The 16,903-nt window shown below is 67.2% G+C and carries 13 protein-coding genes and 1 tRNA gene; 8 read left to right on the top strand and 6 right to left on the bottom strand.

What is annotated here, in order from left to right; genetic code table 11:
* Positions 1 to 68 precede the first annotated feature (68 nt).
* Positions 69 to 755, top strand: a complete 687-nt coding sequence (locus tag ACLB1G_RS23380; protein ID WP_491629654.1) for a hypothetical protein — start codon at positions 69 to 71, stop codon at positions 753 to 755.
* Here ACLB1G_RS23380 and ACLB1G_RS23385 read toward each other — a convergent pair whose 3' ends face one another.
* Positions 756 to 2,366, bottom strand: a complete 1,611-nt coding sequence (locus tag ACLB1G_RS23385) for a methyl-accepting chemotaxis protein (protein WP_491629655.1) — start codon at positions 2,364 to 2,366, stop codon at positions 756 to 758. It abuts the gene before it with no gap.
* A 63-nt stretch (positions 2,367 to 2,429) separates the two neighbouring features.
* Entirely contained in the window at positions 2,430 to 4,799 is a 2,370-nt protein-coding gene (locus ACLB1G_RS23390) for a beta-L-arabinofuranosidase domain-containing protein (protein WP_491629656.1), read from the bottom strand.
* Between the two features lie 193 nt (positions 4,800 to 4,992).
* Here ACLB1G_RS23390 and ACLB1G_RS23395 point away from each other — a divergent pair, with 193 nt between their 5' ends.
* The 6 genes from ACLB1G_RS23395 to ACLB1G_RS23420 all read left to right on the top strand — a co-directional run bounded on the left by ACLB1G_RS23395 (position 4,993) and on the right by ACLB1G_RS23420 (position 12,550).
* On the top strand, positions 4,993 to 6,132 hold the full coding sequence (locus ACLB1G_RS23395; RefSeq protein WP_491629657.1) for a helix-turn-helix transcriptional regulator: 1,140 nt from the start codon (positions 4,993 to 4,995) through the stop codon (positions 6,130 to 6,132).
* A gap of 63 nt (positions 6,133 to 6,195) precedes the next feature.
* Positions 6,196 to 6,777 (top strand): TetR/AcrR family transcriptional regulator, encoded by a 582-nt coding sequence (locus ACLB1G_RS23400; RefSeq protein ID WP_491629658.1) that lies wholly within the window; start codon positions 6,196 to 6,198, stop codon positions 6,775 to 6,777.
* 65 nt (positions 6,778 to 6,842) lie between these two features.
* On the top strand, positions 6,843 to 7,550 hold the full coding sequence (locus ACLB1G_RS23405) for an SDR family oxidoreductase (RefSeq protein WP_491629659.1): 708 nt from the start codon (positions 6,843 to 6,845) through the stop codon (positions 7,548 to 7,550).
* 329 nt (positions 7,551 to 7,879) lie between these two features.
* Positions 7,880 to 8,452 carry a hypothetical protein gene (locus ACLB1G_RS23410; protein WP_491629660.1) on the top strand — a complete coding sequence of 191 codons (573 nt, stop codon included), beginning with the start codon at positions 7,880 to 7,882 and terminating at the stop codon, positions 8,450 to 8,452.
* 233 nt (positions 8,453 to 8,685) lie between these two features.
* The gene (locus tag ACLB1G_RS23415; protein ID WP_491629661.1) at positions 8,686 to 10,041 is read left to right on the top strand and encodes an MFS transporter; all 1,356 of its coding nucleotides are present in this window, start codon (positions 8,686 to 8,688) and stop codon (positions 10,039 to 10,041) included.
* Positions 10,042 to 10,165: 124 nt separating this feature from the next.
* On the top strand, positions 10,166 to 12,550 hold the full coding sequence (locus tag ACLB1G_RS23420; RefSeq protein ID WP_491629662.1) for a S9 family peptidase: 2,385 nt from the start codon (positions 10,166 to 10,168) through the stop codon (positions 12,548 to 12,550).
* A gap of 42 nt (positions 12,551 to 12,592) precedes the next feature.
* Here the strand turns inward: ACLB1G_RS23420 and ACLB1G_RS23425 are convergent, their stop codons facing one another.
* Both ACLB1G_RS23425 and ACLB1G_RS23430 read right to left on the bottom strand, forming a co-directional pair.
* On the bottom strand, positions 12,593 to 13,351 hold the full coding sequence (locus tag ACLB1G_RS23425; protein ID WP_491629848.1) for an APH(3') family aminoglycoside O-phosphotransferase: 759 nt from the start codon (positions 13,349 to 13,351) through the stop codon (positions 12,593 to 12,595).
* The gene (locus tag ACLB1G_RS23430; protein WP_491629663.1) at positions 13,351 to 14,757 is read right to left on the bottom strand and encodes a M20/M25/M40 family metallo-hydrolase; all 1,407 of its coding nucleotides are present in this window, start codon (positions 14,755 to 14,757) and stop codon (positions 13,351 to 13,353) included. The genes ACLB1G_RS23425 and ACLB1G_RS23430 overlap by 1 nt, the downstream gene beginning before the upstream one ends.
* 266 nt (positions 14,758 to 15,023) lie before the next feature.
* Between ACLB1G_RS23430 and ACLB1G_RS23435 the strand changes: the two genes are divergently transcribed.
* Positions 15,024 to 15,099, top strand: a tRNA-Phe gene (locus tag ACLB1G_RS23435).
* 64 nt (positions 15,100 to 15,163) lie between these two features.
* On the opposite strand, the gene ACLB1G_RS23440 is transcribed toward ACLB1G_RS23435, so the two are convergent.
* Together ACLB1G_RS23440 and ACLB1G_RS23445 are read right to left on the bottom strand one after the other, a co-directional pair.
* Positions 15,164 to 15,736, bottom strand: a complete 573-nt coding sequence (locus ACLB1G_RS23440; protein ID WP_491629664.1) for a hypothetical protein — start codon at positions 15,734 to 15,736, stop codon at positions 15,164 to 15,166.
* Between the two features lie 270 nt (positions 15,737 to 16,006).
* Entirely contained in the window at positions 16,007 to 16,900 is an 894-nt protein-coding gene (locus ACLB1G_RS23445; RefSeq protein ID WP_491629665.1) for a hypothetical protein, read from the bottom strand.
* Positions 16,901 to 16,903 lie beyond the last annotated feature (3 nt).

The following is a 16,903-nucleotide window of genomic DNA, read 5'->3' on the forward strand; positions in this document are numbered from 1 at the left end:
GCGCGGGACATCGATTTCAAAATCCTGCTATGCTCGGCGCTGTTACGGTTCCATCCTGCCGCCGCGCCATGACAGCCCCGCTACTCCGTTCCACCGCGACCACGCTGGGCGCGGCCCTCGCCCTGGCTGCTGGCCTGTCTATTGGCCTGGGCGGCTGCGAGCGGCCGCAGGATCACCCCAGGGTGCCGCCGCCCAAGCCGGTGACGGCTGCTCCGGCCCTTCCGCCCGCGCCGCCGCCCATCGACACCAGCTACTACCCGATCGCCCGCAAGGTGCCGCCCTTCCCCTACCTGGAGCTGCCCAAAAGAGCCGCCAGCCAGCACCAGCGCGAGGCCGAGTCCGAGCGCAGCTGGGTGGTGGCGGGCCGCACCCTGGTGCCGGTCCAGGGCCGCGTCAGCGAGCGCTATTTCGCGCCGCCCGCGCCGCGCATGTCGGCCGACGACGCCTTCCGCAGCTACGACGCCGGCATCAAGGCCATGGGCGGCATCCGCGTCGACCTGGAGCATCCGATGTCGCGCGGCTTCGTCACCCACAACGGCGGCAGCGCCCAGGCCATCCTGGACAAGCTGCGCATCCCCAACCTGGCCGAGCACATCCCCGGCGACACCCCGACCTTCTCGCAATACCTGCTGCGCACCGGGAGCGGCAATATCTGGATACGCTTCTTCATCTTCGACGACCAGCACAGCGTCGGCCTGGTGGCGGTGGAGGAAAAGGCCCCCGCCGCCCACAGCGTGGCGGCCGCGCCGCCCTGATCAGGCCAGCGCCAGCGCCCGGCCGCCATGCTGCACGGGGCTTGCCAGCGCGACGCCTTCCTGTCCGGCGCCCAGGCGGAACACCCCGACCGCCTGCGTCAGCCGCTCGGCCTGGTCCTGCAGCGCCCCGGCCGCCGCCGCGGCCTGCTCCACCAGGGCCGCATTCTGCTGCGTCACATTGTCCATGGCGATGATGGCCTGGTTGATCTGCTCGATGCCGGACGACTGCTCCTGGCTGGCGGCCGTGATCTCGCCCACGATGTCGGCCACCTGCCGCACGCTCTGGACCAGCTCACGCATGGTGCCGCCGGCCTGGGCCACCAGCCGTCCGCCTTGTTCCACCTGCCCGACCGAGTCGCCGATCAGGGCCTTGATCTCGTGCGCCGCCATGGCCGAGCGCTGCGCCAGCGCCCTCACCTCGGAGGCCACCACGGCGAAGCCGCGCCCCTGCTCGCCGGCGCGGGCCGCTTCCACCGCCGCGTTCAATGCGAGGATGTTGGTCTGGAAGGCGATGCCGTCAATCACGGCGATGATGTCCACGATCTTGCGCGAGGCGGCCTCGATGGCCCCCATGGTGTCGATCACCTGGTCCATGGTGGCGCCGCCCTGCTGCGCGGTCTCGGCGGCGCTGCCGGCCAGCTGGCGCGCCTGGCGCGCGTTGTCGGCGTTCTGTTTGACGGTGGAGGTCAGCTCTTCCATCGAGGACGCGGTCTGCTCCAGCGCGCCGGCCTGCGACTCGGTGCGGGCCGACAGGTCCAGGTTGCCGCTGGCGATTTCGCTGGTGGCGGTGGCCATGCTGTCGGTGCCGCTGCGCACCTCGCGCACGATGCGCGCCAGGCTGTCGTTCATGCGCGCCAGGGCGCGCAGCAGGCGGGCGCTCTCGTCGCCGCCGCTGGTGTCGATGCGGGCCCCCAGGTCGCCTTCCGCCACTTGCTCGGCCACCTGCACCGCGCGCTGCATGGGACCGGTGATGGAGCGCGTGATGGCCCAGGCGCCGCAGGCGCCAATCAGCAGCGCGGCACCGCCCAGGACCAGCGCCAGGAGCAGGGTGGCGGCGATCTCGCCGTGGATGGCGGCGCCGCCCTCCTCCACCAGGCGCTTCTGCAGCGCCAGCAGCTCGCGTATGCCGCCCTGCAGCTGGTCCAGGGCCGGCAGGGTCTCGCCCACCATCAGGGCGGCGGCCTGCTCGCGCTGGCCGGACTTGTACAGTTCGCCCACTTTGCTGAACGAGGCCACGTAGGCGGCGCGGTCGGTCTTCAGCCTGGCCAGCAGTTCCTTGCCCTCGGGCCGCACCACCAGCCGGGTCAGGGTCTCCAGCGCTTCGTCGATGATCTTGCGGTTGGCGGCGATCTCCGTAAAGGAGCGCTCGGCATAGGCTTTATCGGGCGCCACGAACAGCTCCAGCGAACGGCGCGCATTGGCGCGCGTGGTGGCGTTGATGGTGTGGACCGCTTCCGCCTTGACCCACTCCTCGCGCGTCATGCGGTCGCTGGCCGCGCCTATGCTCCCCAGGCGCAACGACAGCACCACGATCAGCAACAGCATCAAGACCAGCACCAGCGCGAAGCCGGCCCCCAGGCGCACCCCTATCCGCATGTTCCGCAACATCATTACCCTCCCTTGGTTGTCTCTCCATGGGGGAATTGTGACAGAAGCGCGGTCCGTGCAACATCGTTAGTGTTGCGCGTCGCGGTACAGCAGGCAGCCGAACACCGGCCCGGCTGAGTGGCCCGGCTCCGGCTCGAAGCGCACCAGCAGGCTGTCCTTGCCGCGCGTGAGCGTCTCCGGCAGCGGATAGGCGCGCTCGATGAACACGCCCTGGTCCTCGCCCTTCAGTTGCACGCGCGCCACGCGCACCCCGTCTATACTGATATGAAAGTCGCGGTTGCGCTCCTCGCCCCAGTAGGTGGCCTGCAGCACCAGCGGTCCCGGGGCCGCCTTCATGCGGAAGCTGAAATAGCCGCCGCTGCGGGCGTCGCGCCCGTTGCGGCCGCGGTAGGACACCGGATAGGAGATGTCGGACTCCAGCTGGTGGTCGCGTTCCGGCTGCATCTCGCCCAGGTGCATCACGTCCACCGAGCGCGCCGCCAGCTCCTTCAGGCGCGCCTGCTCCTTGCGGTAAGCGGCGCCGGAAGCGGCCCATTCGGCGTCCGTGTAGGTGTTGAAATAGACCGCCGAGCGGCGCTGGTACTGGGCGTAGAAGGGCGTGAAGCGCAGCTCGGCCGGGCGCCCGGTGCCGCGCGTGCGGTACACGGCCTGGCGGCGGTCCAGCGGGGCGAAGCCGCCCAGGATGTCGGCCCCCACCAGGGCCGGCGCCAGCGCGGTCCACGGTTCGCTGGCCGGACCCAGGTCGGCCGCCAGCACCATCGGGCCGCGCAGCAGGGCCACCACCTTGGGATTGCCGGCCGCCGCCTCCAGGCGCAGCGCCAGCGGCAGCGCCAGGGTCACCACGTCGCCCGTCTTCCATGCGCGCCGCAGCACCGCGTAGCCTTTCTCCATGGCGGCGGCGGCCGGCCGGCCGTTGACCTGCAGCCGGTGTGCGCCGGCCCAGGCCGGGATGCGCAGCGCCAGCGCGAACGGCCGCGCCGGGTCGGCGCGCGTCACCCGCAGCGCGATCTCGCCCTCGTACGGGTAGCGCGTGTCGAGCTGGAAGGCGGCGCCGCGCGCGCGCCACTCCACGGTGGACGGGATGTACAGATTGACCAGCAGTGTGTCGCCGCCCTCCCAGTAGACCGAGTCGCCATGCTTGGCGTGGCTCTCCATGCCGGACAGCACGCAGCACCAGAAGTCGTTGTCCTCGCTGGAATACTCGCGCGCCGTGCCGGACATCAGCGGCGTCATGTAGGTGAACATGCCGGTCTTGGGATCCTGGTGCGCCAGGATGTGGTTCAGATGGGTGCGCTCGTAGTAATCGAAATAGGCGGCGTCCGGCGCCCAGCCATACAGGTGGCGGGTCAGCTTGAGCATGTTGTAGCTGCAGCAGGCTTCGCAGGTCTGCTCCGTGATATGGGCCGCGATACTGTCCGGCGCCGAGAAGTATTCGCGGTCGCCGTTGCCGCCGATGACGTAGCTGTGGTGCTGCGTCACGCGCCGCCAGAAATAGCGCGGCGCGTCGGCGTCGCGCCGCCGTCCGGCCAGCTCGTGCAGGCGCGCCAGTCCGATCAGCTTGGGGATCTGGGTATTCGAATGCAGGTTGGCCAGCTCGTCGCGGCCCTGGGCCAGCGGCTCGAGCACCTTGGCGTGGTACAGGCGCTGCGCCAGCGCCAGCCAGCGCGTCTCGCCGGTGCGCGCATACAGCTCGGCGAAACTCTCGTTGATGCCGCCATGCTCGCAGCCCAGCACGCGCTGCACCTGCTCGTCGTCCAGCGCGGCAAACACGGTGGCGATGTAGCCGCCCAGCCCCTGCGCCACCGCCAGCGCCTGTTGGTTGCCGGCCAGGGCCTGGGCGTCGAACAGGCCGGCAAAAACCTTGTGCCAGTTGTACAGCGGCACCCAGCAGCCGTTCAGGTCGAAGCCGGCCGAGCGTATCTCGCCACGCATGATCTCGGGGAAGATCTCCTTGCCGTCCACCACCTGGCCGTCCGGCCGCTTGCGCATGAAACCGCCCACATAGCCGTCGCCATGCGCCTGCTGCACGCGCACCAGCTCGGCCACGATGTAGTCAATGCGCGGCTTGAGTTCGGGGTTGCCGGTGTGGGCGTGCATCAGCGCCAGCGCCGACAGGTAATGGCCCAGGCCCTCGCCGGCAATGGTGTCCGATTCCCAGCCGCCGTAGATCGCGCCTTTGACCGGCAGTCCGGCGAACTTGTGGTAGTTGTGCAGGAAGCGGTCCGGCTCCAGGCGCAGCAGGTAGGCCAGGTTGGCCGCCAGCGCATCCGCGTACGGCGACGGCAGCAGGCGCACGTCGGCCAGCGGCAAGGCCCGGGCGGTGGCCGGCAGCGCCGTCCCGGACTGCGCGGCGGCGGCCGGCGCCAGCCCGGCCCACCAGCCCAGCACGGTGGAACTTTTCAGCAGCAGGCGGCGGTAGGGCGAGGTGGCGGTCATGGCGGCGCGGTCGTGGTGGAAGACCACACCAATGTACCGGAGCGCCCGCCGTCCGTCTTGCAGGAAAGGCCAGCCTGCGGCGACGAAATCCGCACAGTACTAGTGACGCGAAAACAACAAGCGGCCTGCGTTCCGGCTTGCAAGAATTTTGTTCTTGTGACAATAATCAGCCACCGCTGTTGCCGCCGCCGCCATGGATACCGATACCGAACACCAGACCGACGCCCTGCTCACCCACGTCTACGACGCCGTGCTGTCGCCCCAGGGTTTCGACGGCTTCGTGGCCGCGATGTGCCGGACGCACGACCTGAAAGGCGCGGTGCTGGTCACCGCCCATACCGGCACAGGCCAGGTCAAGGGCTGGTGGATGCATGGCCTGGCGCAGGAGGCGCTGGACCGCTACGCGACACGCTACGCCGCCGAGGACATGCTGGCCCGCCACATCCAGCGCCAGCCCATCGCCACCTTCTGCGCCAGCAACCTGGACCTGCAACCGGGCGACTACGAGGGTACCGACTTCCAGCGCGAGTACCTGCTGCCGTTCGACATCCACAGCGCCTGCGCCGCGGTCCTGATGCGCGAAGGCGACTGGGTGACCCAGCTGTTCCTGCAGCGCGGCCGCCGCCAGCCCGGCTTCCGGCGCGAGGAGCTGGCCTGCTTCGAGCGCCTGGTTCCGCACCTGCAGCGCGCCCTGCAGATGCGCCAGCGCTTCGCCGACCTGCAGATGGGGCGCAACGTGCTGACCGGCGGCCTGGACATGCTGTCCATGCCGGCCATCCTGGTGGATGAATTCGGCCGCGTCTCCCACCACAACCGCAGCGCCGCCGCCATCCTGGAGCAGCGGCGCGACCTGTGGCTGCAGGATGGCCACCTGCAGTGCCGCAATACCGCCAGCGCCCGCAAGCTGGGCCTGGAGATCACCAAGGCTATCGCCGCCAGCCGCGGCCACGGGGCCGAGGCCCCCGGCGTGGTGCTGCTGCCGCGCACCGGCCAGAAAGACCTGATGCTGCTGGTGTCGCCCTTGCTGGCCGGCGCCCCCGGCGGCGCCCTGCTGTTCGCCTTCGATCCCGGCCAGGTACCCAGCGTCACGGCCGGCCTGGTGCAGCGCCTGTTCGACCTCAGCGAGGCGGAGGCGGAACTGGCGGTGGCCCTGTGCAGCGGCCTCACCCTGGAGGAAGCGTCGGCCGGGCGCGGCACCTCCACCCACACGGCGCGCAGCCAGCTCAAGAGCATCTTCAACAAGACCGGCACCAACCGCCAGGCCGACCTGATCTCGGTGCTGCTCACCAGCCCGGCCTATTTCCTGGCCCGGCAGCAGTCCGGACCGGGCTGATCTCGCCACACCAGTACACGGAAAGTGCTTGACTTATTCAAGACGACCGGTCATATTACACCCATGCCCAAACCTAACGTCAAAGAACAGATCGTCGCCGCCAGCCTTGCATTGTTTCACAGCAAGGGCTTCAACGCGACCAGCGTGCAGGACATCACCCAGGCCGCCGGTGTGCCCAAGGGATCGTTCTACAACCACTTCCCCAGCAAGGAAGAACTGGGGGTGGAGGTGGTGCGGCGCTACCACGAGGCAGGTGTACCCTATCGGGCACTGCTGGACGGCCAGCCGGAACAGGACGCACAGCAACGGCTGCGGCGCCACTTCGGCGCACTGGTGGAGCTGGGCAGTGCGGCACAACATCGCTGCGGCTGCCTGCTGGGTAACTTCAGCACGGAATTGTCGGCCCAGAGTCCGTCCATCCGGGCCGAAGTCAGCGGCGCGCTGCAGGACTGGGCCGGGGTGCTGGCCGACACCATCGCGGCCGGGCAGCAGGCCGGCCAGATAGGCGGCGCCCTGCCCGCGCCTGAGCTGGCCAACGCCGTGATCGACGCCTGGGAGGGCGCCGTGGCGCGCTCCAAGGTGGAGGCCAGCGCGGCGCCGCTGCAGCGCTTCCTGGACCTGAGCCTGCCCGCCCTGCTGCGCTGATTTTTTTTCGCTTCATTTTAAGACGACCGGTCATATTAAAGATCATTACATTGAAAGGAAACATCATGAAAATGCAAGATTCCGTAGTACTCGTCACCGGCGCCAACCGAGGCCTGGGCAAGGCCCTGGCGCAAGCCGCCGTACAGGCAGGCGCACGCAAGGTGTATGGCGCGGCGCGCAACCCGGACAGCGTCACCACCCCGGGCGTGACGCCGATCAAGCTGGACGTCACCAGCGAAGCCGACATCGCAGCCGCCGTGCAAGCCATCCCCGACCTGACCGTGCTGGTCAACAACGCCGGCATTTCGCTGGGCACGGGCGTGATGTCGGATAACGCGGTGGCGGCCGCGCGCGCCGAGCTGGACGCCAACTTCTTCGGCCCCTTCCTGCTCAGCCGCGCCTTCGCGCCTGTCCTGGGCCGCAACGGCGGCGGCGCCATCGTCAACGTGCTGTCCGCGCTGAGCTGGATCAGCCTGCCCAGCACCGGCACCTACAGCGTCTCCAAGGCGGCCGCCTGGGCCCTGTCCAACGGCCTGCGCGGCGAACTGCGGTCCCAACATACGCAAGTGCTGGCGGCCCACATGGGCTATATGGACACCGGCATGACGGCCGGCGTGGACGCCCCCAAGTCGGCCCCGGCCGACATTGCCGCCGCCATCGTGGCCGCCCTGGAAGCCAACCAGGACGAAGTGCTGGCCGACGACACCGCGCGCCAGGTGCGGGCCGGACTGGGTGCGCCGCGCGGCGCCTACCTGGGTGAGCCGCGCGCTTGAAGCGGCAAGCTATCGGCGGAGCGCGATGCATCAAAAAAATTTTGCATCGCGTTCCAAAAACGACATGTTTACGCGGCCGACGCGGCGCATAATATCCAGTCTGAACCACCCCTCCGTGCAGCGTCCCGCCGGCCAGGCCCTGCATCCCGTGCTTCCCGCCGGCAAGCCAGCGGTGTTTTTTCCACGCAGCTAGTTGTGAAAAATTGTAATCAGGCGTTGTATGAGGCCGTCTGCGCGCTAAGGTAATACTCTTCACCTCGGGCGCGCCAGCCACCCCACGCACGCCAGCCGCGCAGCCGAAGTCAGAACAGACCAACCGGGAACACGCCATGCTTACCGCGACCTATGTCTTATTGACGCTATCGATTGAGCAAAAGAAAGAACGACACTTCATCTCGCGCCTGCTGCAATACGTGCAGAGCCGGGCCCGCAAGCCGCAGGAGGTCGATCCGGCCTACATCGCCTCGCAGCTGGAGGAGCTGACCCGCTTTGCCGAGGCGCGCCACCAGCGCAAGCTCGAAACCTGTTTGATGCCGGCCGTGCGCAACGCCAGCCGCGGCGAGGCGGCGCCGGTGCTGAACGACCTCGAATCGCTGAGCCGCCTGGGCCACGCCATGCTGCGCGCCGTGCGCAAGTGCCTGCAGCGCGCCATGCGCCGCAGCGCCATCCACGGTAAATTCCTGTGCCGCACGGTGGACCTGTATTGCCACAACCTGCTCACCCGCCTCGACAAGGAGGAAAAGGAGCTGCTGCCGCTGGCGCAGAAAGTCCTGCCCAGCGACGAGTGGTTCGAGATCGGCAGCCAGTTCCTGGCCCAGGAAGGTAATGCCGCCGAGGCCCCGGAACTGCGCCCGCGCCATGCCCACGAGCCCACCTGGCAGGCTGGCCGCGCCGCTTCCTGACACGGTTACGGCACAACAATTGCGCATTTGTGCGCCACACTGGTGCATCGCCAGCGGCGCCTGGCGGGGTCCGGCGCGCACTGTTGTTTTCAACTGACCCGGGCCGCTGCTAACGCTTGCCTGCCCGTGCGGCGGGCCGCTAATATCGGCCGTATGCAGACCGATCCCGCCACCGCCCCAGCCTTGCCGGACCGGCACTTGCCAGCGCGGCCGCCGCGCGCGGAGCGCCTGCCATGAGCGCCACCCTGCTGCAGCTGCCGGTGGCCGGGCGCATGGAAGACGTGTACCGCCGCGTCACCTGGCGTTTGCTGCCGCTGCTCATGATGTGCTATGCGGTGGCTTTCCTGGACCGGGTCAACATCAGCTACGCCCAGCTGCAGATGAAAGATGCGCTGGCCTTCAGCGACCAGGTGTATGCCTGGGGCGCGGGCCTGTTCTTCGTCGGCTACTGCCTGTTCGAACTGCCCAGCAACCTGATGCTGCAAAAGACGGGCGCACGCCTCATCCTGCTGCGCATCATGCTGTGCTGGGGCCTGGTGGCGGCCGCCACCGCCCTGGTCACCCGGCCCTGGCAGTTCTACCTGCTGCGCTTCCTGCTGGGCGCCTGCGAGGCCGGCTTCTATCCCGGCGTGCTGCTCTACTTCACTTACTGGTATCCCTCGGCGCGGCGGGCGCGCGTGATCGCCCTCTTCGCGTCGGCCGCGCTGGCGGCCGGCCTGCTGGCCGGCCCCGGCTGCGGCGCCATCCTGCACTACCTGCACCGCGCCGGCGGCCTGGATGGCTGGCAGTGGCTGCTGATACTGCAAGGGCTGCCGGCAGCCGCGCTGGGCCTGTTCGCCTGGTTCTACCTGGCCGACCGTCCCTCCAAGGCGCGCTGGCTGACGCCGCACGAACAGCGTTTGCTGGAGCAGCAGCTGGAGCGCGAAGGCGCGGGCGCCGCGCCGCAGGGCCGCCAGCCGGGCATCAAGGCGCTGCTGCGCGATCCGGTGCTGGGCATGCTCGCCCTGTCCAACCTGCTGCTGATGGGCGCCGCCTACGGCCTGCTGTTCTGGGCCCCCGCCCTGCTGCGCGGCTGGGGCGCGCAAACCCACATGGAGCTGGGCCTGCTGGCCGCCATCCCGCAGCTGGCCGGCATTGCCGGCATGCTGCTGATCGCGCGCGACTCGGACCGCCGCCGCGAACGGCGTGGCCACTTCATCGCCAGCACCGTGATTGCCGCCGCCGGCCTGGGGCTGGTGGTGGCGGCCGACGGCGAACTGGCCTGGTCGATCGCCGGCCTGTGCGTGGCCATGGTGGGCATTGCCGCCGCCACGCCGCTGTTTGCCGCCATCCTGATCGACTACCTGCCGCGCCAGCGCGCCGCCGCCGGCATCGCCCTGGTCAACAGCATAGGCCTGCTGGGCGGCGCCGTCACCCCGGCCCTGGGCGGACGCCTGCTGGCCGCCGAAGGCACGGCCGCCCTGCTGCTGCTGATGGTCGGCCTGTACCTGCTGGCCGGCTTCGTGCTGCTGCTGGCGCTGCGCCTGGACGCCGGCGTGGTCGAGGAAGACGACGAGGACGACGAGGACGACAACCGCGCGCAAAACTGACGTTGTTTGTAACATAAGGGTTACAAGCCCATCATTTCCGCATCGACATACATGGGCTAGAATCGGGCGTTTTGTTCCAGTGGCGATCCCACGCTTCCTCTACCCTTACCAAGGCGATTCCCCGATGCGTTTCCCCCGTCCCACCGCCGCAAGCGCGCTTGCGGCCACGCTGGCCGCCGCGCTGGCATCCCTGGCCGCGTCCGCGCTGGCCGCACCCACTCCCATCACGCTGGACCAGGCCATGGCCAACCCGGACTGGATAGGCAATCCGGTGGAATCGGCCTGGTGGGGCTGGGACAGCCGCCAGGTCTACTACAAACAGAAACGCAGCGGCTCGCAGCTGCGCGACACCTTCCTCATCAACGGCGGCGCCGCCAAACTGGTGGACGGCCAGCAGCTGGCCGGCATCGACACCGCCCAGGTAGCCTACAACCGCGAGCGCACCCGCGCCATCGTGCTGCGCAACGGCGACCTGTTCGAGCGTGACCTGAAGACCGGCGCCCTGGTGCAGATCGTGCGCGGCACCAGCCCGGCCGCCGACGCCCAATACTCGGCCGACGGCAAGCAGGTGCAGTTCCGCGTCGGCAGCGACTGGTTCAGCTGGAGCCGTGCCGAACGCCTGGTGTCGCCGCTGGCCCTGCTGCGCACCGCCAAGGACCCGGACGCCATCCCCGAGCCGGACACCCTGCGCGACCTGCAGCTGCGCCTGATCACCAACCTGGCCCAGCAAAAGCAGGACCGCGACGCCGCCCGCGACCGCCGCAACGAGGAGCGCAAGGCCGATCCCACCCGCGCCCCGCAGCCGATCTACCTCGGTGAAAAGGCCCAGATCGACGCCAGCGCGCTGTCGCCGGACGGCCGCTACCTGCTGGTGGTGACCTCGGTCAAGGATGGCGACAAGGGCCGCATCGGCAAGCTGCAGAAGTACGTGACCGAATCCGGCTACGAGGAGACGGAAGACCAGCGCAAGCGCGTGGGCCGCAACGGCGCCACGCCGCAAACCCTGAAGCTGGTCGAGCTGGCGACGCGCAAGGTCACCGAGCTGTCTCTGGACGTGCTGCCGGGGATCAGCACCGATCCGCTGGCCGAGCTGCGCGCCGCGCAAAAGCTACCGGCGCTCAAGGGCAACCGCCCGGTACGTTTCGAAGGCCGCGAGGAAGCCCTGCGCTGGAGCGACGACGGCACCCGCGCCGCCGTGATGGCCGCCTCCACCGACAACAAGGACCGCTGGATCGCCACCGTCAACCTGGCCGCCGCCACCCTGGCTCCGGTGCACCGCCTGACCGACAGCGCCTGGATCAACAACCGCGGCAACGACTTCGGCTGGCTGCCGGATAACCGCACCCTGTGGTACCAGTCGGACGAAAGCGGCTACACCCACCTGTACACGCGCGCCGAGAATGGCACCACGCGCGCCCTGACCTCGGGGCGGTGGGAAGCCACCGAGATCACCTGGTCGGCCGACGGCGGCACCGCTTACTTCATGTGCAATCCCAAGCTGCCCGGCACCTACGAGGTGTGCTCCACCTCCACCAAGGATGGCGCGCTGAAGGAACTGACCGCGCTGCACGGCGCGGAAAGCTACACCCTGTCGCCCAACGGCCGCACCCTGCTGGTCAGACATTCGTCGGCCTATGTGCCGGCGCAGATCGCCACCGTGCCGGCCAGCGGCGGCAAGGCCACCGAGCTGACCGACACTCGCAGCGCCGAATTCAAGGCGCGCGAATGGGTGCAGCCGCAAATCGTGGCCGTGCCGTCCACCCATGGCGCCGATCCGGTCTGGGCCAAGCTGTACCGCCCGGCACAGCTGGAACCCGGTAAAAAATATCCCATCGTGATGTTCGTGCACGGCGCCGGCTATTTGCAGAACGTGACCGAGCGCTACCCGGTGTACTTCCGCGAGCAGATGTTCCACAACCTGCTGGTCTCCAAAGGCTACCTGGTGCTGGACATGGACTACCGCGCCTCGCTGGGCTATGGCCGCAACTGGCGCACCGCCATCTACCGCAACATGGGCCATCCGGAGCTGGAAGACTATATCGACGGCGTCAACTGGATGGTGGCCAACCAGCAGGGCGATGCGAAGAACGTCGGCATCTACGGCGGCAGCTATGGCGGCTTCATGACCCTGATCGGCCTGCTGCGCGCGCCGGAGGTGTTCAAGGCCGGCGCCGCCCTGCGCCCGGTGACCGACTGGACCACCTACAACCACGAGTACACCTCCAACATCCTCAACACGCCGGATGTCGATCCGGTCGCCTACAAGGTCTCGTCGCCGATCGAATATGCCGACAAGCTGCAGGGCCATTTGCTGATCGCGCACGGCATGATCGACGATAACGTGTTCTTCCAAGATTCGGTGCGCATGGCGCAGCGCCTGATCGAACTGAAGAAGGATAACTGGGAGCTGGCGCCCTACCCCATGGAGCGCCACGGCTTCGTGCAGCCGGAAGCGTGGTACGACGAATACCGCCGCATCTACCAGCTGTTCGAACGCACCCTGAAGTAAGCAGCAAGACGCCCGCCGCCAGCGGGCGTTTTTTTGGGACGGCTAGAAGAACTCGTCCAGCAGACGGTAGAACGCCAGCCTGGCGGGATCGGCTTCCATCCCGTAGCGGCGCAGGAAGGGTTCCACCCATTCCTGGCCCAGGTCATCCTCGATGTCGCGCAGGGCCAGCGCCAGGTCCTGGTGGCGGTCCGCCACGCCCAGCCGGCCGCAATCGATGAAGCCGGAGAAGGCGTGGCCATCGGCGATCAGGTTGGGCATGCCGGCGTCGCCGTGGGTGACCACCAGGTCCTCCACCGGCGGCGCCGAGGCCCGCAGGCGCGCCAGCAGCTGCGCCAGCGGCAGGCCCAGGTTGGCCTCATCCAAATCGTCCTCATCCACCAGCCCGGCCTCAACGTTGGCGGCCGCGTGTGCGATGCGCACGGCGGCGCGGTGGTCGTAGGGACAGCTGGCGATATCCAGGCCGTGCAGCGCGCGCAAGGCATCGGCCATCAACGCCACCTTGTCCGCCGCCGGCAGCGCGGACGCCGCCAGGTCCTGTCCCGCCAGCGCCGACAGCAGCAGGAAATACCGGCCCTCGTGCTGCGCTTCAGCGAGCACCTGAGCGCACGGCAGGCCGACGGCGGACAGCCAGCGCAGGCGCCCGGCCTCCTGCGCCAATTGCTCCGCATCCCCGGCTTTCAGGTACAGCGCAGGCAGGCCGGCTGCATGCAGCCGATACACCCCGGCCCCGGAGCAGCCCTCCTCGGCCTCGCTCCATTGATAGGGCGCCAGCCTGGCGCGCCAGCTGGCCGGCAGCTCCATCACTTGCCCTCCGCCAGCCGCTTGCTGAGGCGGTACAGGAATTCCTGGCCGTCGTACAGCGACTTCACGCGCAGGTGCTCGTTCAAGCCGTGCGCGCCGCTGCCCTCGGGCCCGGCAAACATGCCGCTGACGCCATAGGTCCAGATGCCCACGCTGTTGAGGAAACGGCCGTCAGTGCCGCCGGTGGACAGGGTAGGCACCACCGGCACGCCGGGCCACAGCTGTTCACTGGTCTCCTGCACCGCGCGCATGAAGGCCGGCGTCAGCGGCGGCACCGGCGGCGCCACCGCCTGGCCCATGCGGGTGATCTTGATCTGGTCGTCGGCCAGCACCTTCACCAGGGTTTGCTGCACCTCGTCCACCGATACGCCCGGCAGGATGCGGCAGTTGACCACGGCCCGCGCGCGCTGCGGCAGCGCGTTGGTGGCGTGGCCGGCATCCACCGTGGTGGCCACGCAGGTGGTGCGCACGGTGGCGTTGTGCGAGGGATGGACGGCGTACAGGCGCTCCAGCGCCGCCAGGTCCGGCGGGTCGGCCAGGATGGCTTTCATGTCGGCCGCCACCTGTCCCTTTTCGATGGTGGCCATGCGCTCGTAATAGGCGCGCGTGACCGGCGACAATTTGAACGGGAAATCGAACTTGCCCAGCCGCGACAGGCCGTCCGCCAAGTGGTAGATGGCGTTGTCGCGCTTGGGGATGGAACTGTGGCCGCCCGGGTTGGTCACTTCCAGCTGGAAGCTCTGGAAGGTTTTCTCGCCGGCCTGTATGCCGTGGCGCTGCGGCTTGCCATCCTGGTCCAGCAGGCCGCTGCCGCCTTCGTTCAAGGCCAGCTCGGCGTCGATCAGGCTGCGGTGGTGCTTGAGCAGGTATTCGACGCCGTTGAAATCGGACGGTATCAGCTCCTCATCGCAGGTCAGGGCCAGGATCACGTCGCGCCGGGGACGCAGCTGCTCGCGCTTGAAGCGCAGCATGGTGTCGACGAAGACGGCGGCCATGGCCTTGTCGTCCGAGCTGCCGCGCCCGTAGAACACGCCATCCTCCTCGATCAGCTTGAACGGATCGCGCACCCAGTCCTCGCGCTTGGCCTCGACCACGTCGATATGCGCCAGCAGCAGCAGCGGCCTGGCGCCGCCGTCGCCCTTCAGGCGCGCCACCAGGTTGCCCTTGGCCGGGCCGCCCGGCGGCACGATGAGCTGCATGTCGGCGTCGGCATAGCCGCCGGCTTTCAGGCGGGCCGCCATCTTCTGCGCCGCCACCGTGCACGAGCCCACGGAATTGGTGGTGTTGGTTTCGACCAGCTCCTGGTAGATGGCGCGCAGCTGCTGCTGGGCCGGCGTCGGCGCGGCCTGCGCCTGGGTGGAAAAGCCGAGAACGGCCGCTGCCAGCAGCCCCGCTGTACGCTTCATCAAGACCCCCGTGTGGTTGTTGTGTGTGATGTGGTAGATATCGGTTATACAACAAAGCACGACAGGCAGCAATACAACCAGCGACCGGCGGCGGCAACCGTATGATCCCGCGCATGCGGCTGCGGGCCGCCACCGTCCGGAGCTTGCGATTGCGCCGCCTCCTGCTTGAATGCTGGCTGTCCCTGCTGTGCGCCGCCGCAGCGATCGGGCCTATCTGCACGGGGGTTTGCAAATTCCGGAACAGGCCTGCTATAATTGCGGCCCTTGGCCTGGTAGCTCAGTTGGTAGAGCAGAGGACTGAAAATCCTTGTGTCGGTGGTTCGATTCCGCCCCGGGCCACCAAGATTCGACAGAACGCCGACCCTCGCAGGTCGGCGTTTTCGTTTGTACCGACTCTCCGCACCACTTAATAGCTTGCATCAAACACACCGGCCCGTATCATCTGGTCGGGATGTACATCGGCCGCGCAGACGAACTGCTTGGGGACCACAATTTCCCATTGCGGCACGCCATTCCCTGGCGCGTCGGGATAGTCGGAACTATCCAGGCGTTTTTTTGGAACGACCTTGGCGATGCGGCGCGGGCCCCGGAGAACATTGAGCAGCGCTTGCTGCATGCACATGAATTCGTCGATTTTCCAGTCGGTCGGCAGGCTGGTCGTGCGGTTAAGGGCGTGGCGTAGTTGGTCGTAGCGGTCGACGTAGAAGTATTCCCTGACCGTGCGGCCTTTCGATTCGACGTCGATCCAGTCGATCGACCAGCCGGCAGAAAACCGGCTCCGGTCTTTCCACCGAAAATCGGCCATTCCGACATGTTGCTGAAGAAGATACAGGCTGTAGCCGTCGCTCAAGGCTGAGTCTGTATAGCCAAGGTCGATTGCCAGGTCCCTTGCATTCTTGCCGACGATATGTTCAAGTTGTGTCACATAGCCGGTCAATCCGGACTGGTATCCTTCGCGGCGAAAATTCTGATTCTTCATATGACCCCTCGGCATAATGGCGCGAATCTAGAGATCTTGCCAAACGTTGATACTCCGATCTGTCTGGCTGAGTGAAGCATTTTCGCAACTGCCAGGGCTCACCCTGACTCCCGCTCTGCAGGTCAGGCGCAGGGGCTGACCACCTCGGTAACAAGAGGATTTTCAATCCGTGGCGTCGCTGTGTTGGCAAGGACCGTTCCGGCGCACCAGCATGTAGTCGAGGATGGCCGATTCCACTAACATCCAGCGACGAAACGGCACGGGCGCTGCTCAGTTCTCGACTGCCCCCAGTTTCGTCCACATCGGGTCCAGCATCAGCTGGGCATATAACTGCACACTATGGTAATACTTGGCGTCATATCCCAAGGCAGGCGTGAACAGGTGAGCGCCTGTGAGTCCGTCGACGTTTTTTGCCTGTATGTTTGAACCGCGATCCCGGAAAAAGCGGGTCAGCATTCGTTGGATCAATGCAGATACGCTTGGGCCCGCAAGGTCGATTGCTCCAACATTCGAGACCTCGCGCTTGTAGTAGTTCTCAACTTGCCTCCCTTGATAGTCTACCTTCTGGTGTCGTGCCGTGTGGTTGCCCGGATCTTTTTTGTTCACGCGGCGATTGGCCAGTTCTTCATAGACTTCCGCAATGGCGTGGGTGTCCCAGCTTGCCAACCTGAGCAGGACCCCCGCCTGATAGCACGCCGTGACGAATGCGCAGCAGGTGATACCTTTATTTCGTGATAACGCAACGCCCTCGTCGTTGCGACTTGCCCATTTCAGCGCTCTATATAACGCGTCGAATTCAAATGGCGGGGGAACGTCGGGACTCACCTTCAGATATTGCTTGATCCCGCTAGCGCGAGGCGTACCGTAAATGGTGGTTGGCGTGCCACCTTCGGTAATCGACCAGAGATCGGCATAGAAGGCTGCATCGCCAGCGGATCCGCTCGCAAGGCCGGCGTTAGGGACAAGCCGAAAACCGACTGCGCTCCATTCTGCGCCTGCTGTGGGCGCAACCTCAGGAAAGTCTCCTTTGATAACGCCTACGGAAGCCGAGTGCGCAATTTTGTTGCCGCCCAACGCCATCGCGGTGTGTTCGGGCTTGAATGTGCCGAACAATTTCTGCCCCATGATGACAATGTCTCCAGCATGCAAAGCGTTGCTTTTCATCGG

Source organism: Duganella kummerowiae (genome assembly GCF_053572355.1).

Bases quoted from the DNA above. Each gene is read 5' to 3' on its own strand.
- ACLB1G_RS23440 (WP_491629664.1), bottom strand. From the start codon at position 15,736: ATGAAGAATCAGAATTTTCGCCGCGAAGGATACCAGTCCGGATTGACC.
- ACLB1G_RS23390 (WP_491629656.1), bottom strand. From the start codon at position 4,799: ATGACCGCCACCTCGCCCTACCGCCGCCTGCTGCTGAAAAGTTCCACC.
- ACLB1G_RS23430 (WP_491629663.1), bottom strand. From the start codon at position 14,757: ATGAAGCGTACAGCGGGGCTGCTGGCAGCGGCCGTTCTCGGCTTTTCC.
- ACLB1G_RS23415 (WP_491629661.1), top strand. From the start codon at position 8,686: ATGAGCGCCACCCTGCTGCAGCTGCCGGTGGCCGGGCGCATGGAAGAC.
- ACLB1G_RS23380 (WP_491629654.1), top strand. From the start codon at position 69: ATGACAGCCCCGCTACTCCGTTCCACCGCGACCACGCTGGGCGCGGCC.
- ACLB1G_RS23400 (WP_491629658.1), top strand. From the start codon at position 6,196: ATGCCCAAACCTAACGTCAAAGAACAGATCGTCGCCGCCAGCCTTGCA.
- ACLB1G_RS23420 (WP_491629662.1), top strand. From the start codon at position 10,166: ATGCGTTTCCCCCGTCCCACCGCCGCAAGCGCGCTTGCGGCCACGCTG.
- ACLB1G_RS23405 (WP_491629659.1), top strand. From the start codon at position 6,843: ATGAAAATGCAAGATTCCGTAGTACTCGTCACCGGCGCCAACCGAGGC.
- ACLB1G_RS23395 (WP_491629657.1), top strand. From the start codon at position 4,993: ATGGATACCGATACCGAACACCAGACCGACGCCCTGCTCACCCACGTC.
- ACLB1G_RS23445 (WP_491629665.1), bottom strand. From the start codon at position 16,900: ATGAAAAGCAACGCTTTGCATGCTGGAGACATTGTCATCATGGGGCAG.
- ACLB1G_RS23385 (WP_491629655.1), bottom strand. From the start codon at position 2,366: ATGATGTTGCGGAACATGCGGATAGGGGTGCGCCTGGGGGCCGGCTTC.
- ACLB1G_RS23425 (WP_491629848.1), bottom strand. From the start codon at position 13,351: ATGGAGCTGCCGGCCAGCTGGCGCGCCAGGCTGGCGCCCTATCAATGG.
- ACLB1G_RS23410 (WP_491629660.1), top strand. From the start codon at position 7,880: ATGCTTACCGCGACCTATGTCTTATTGACGCTATCGATTGAGCAAAAG.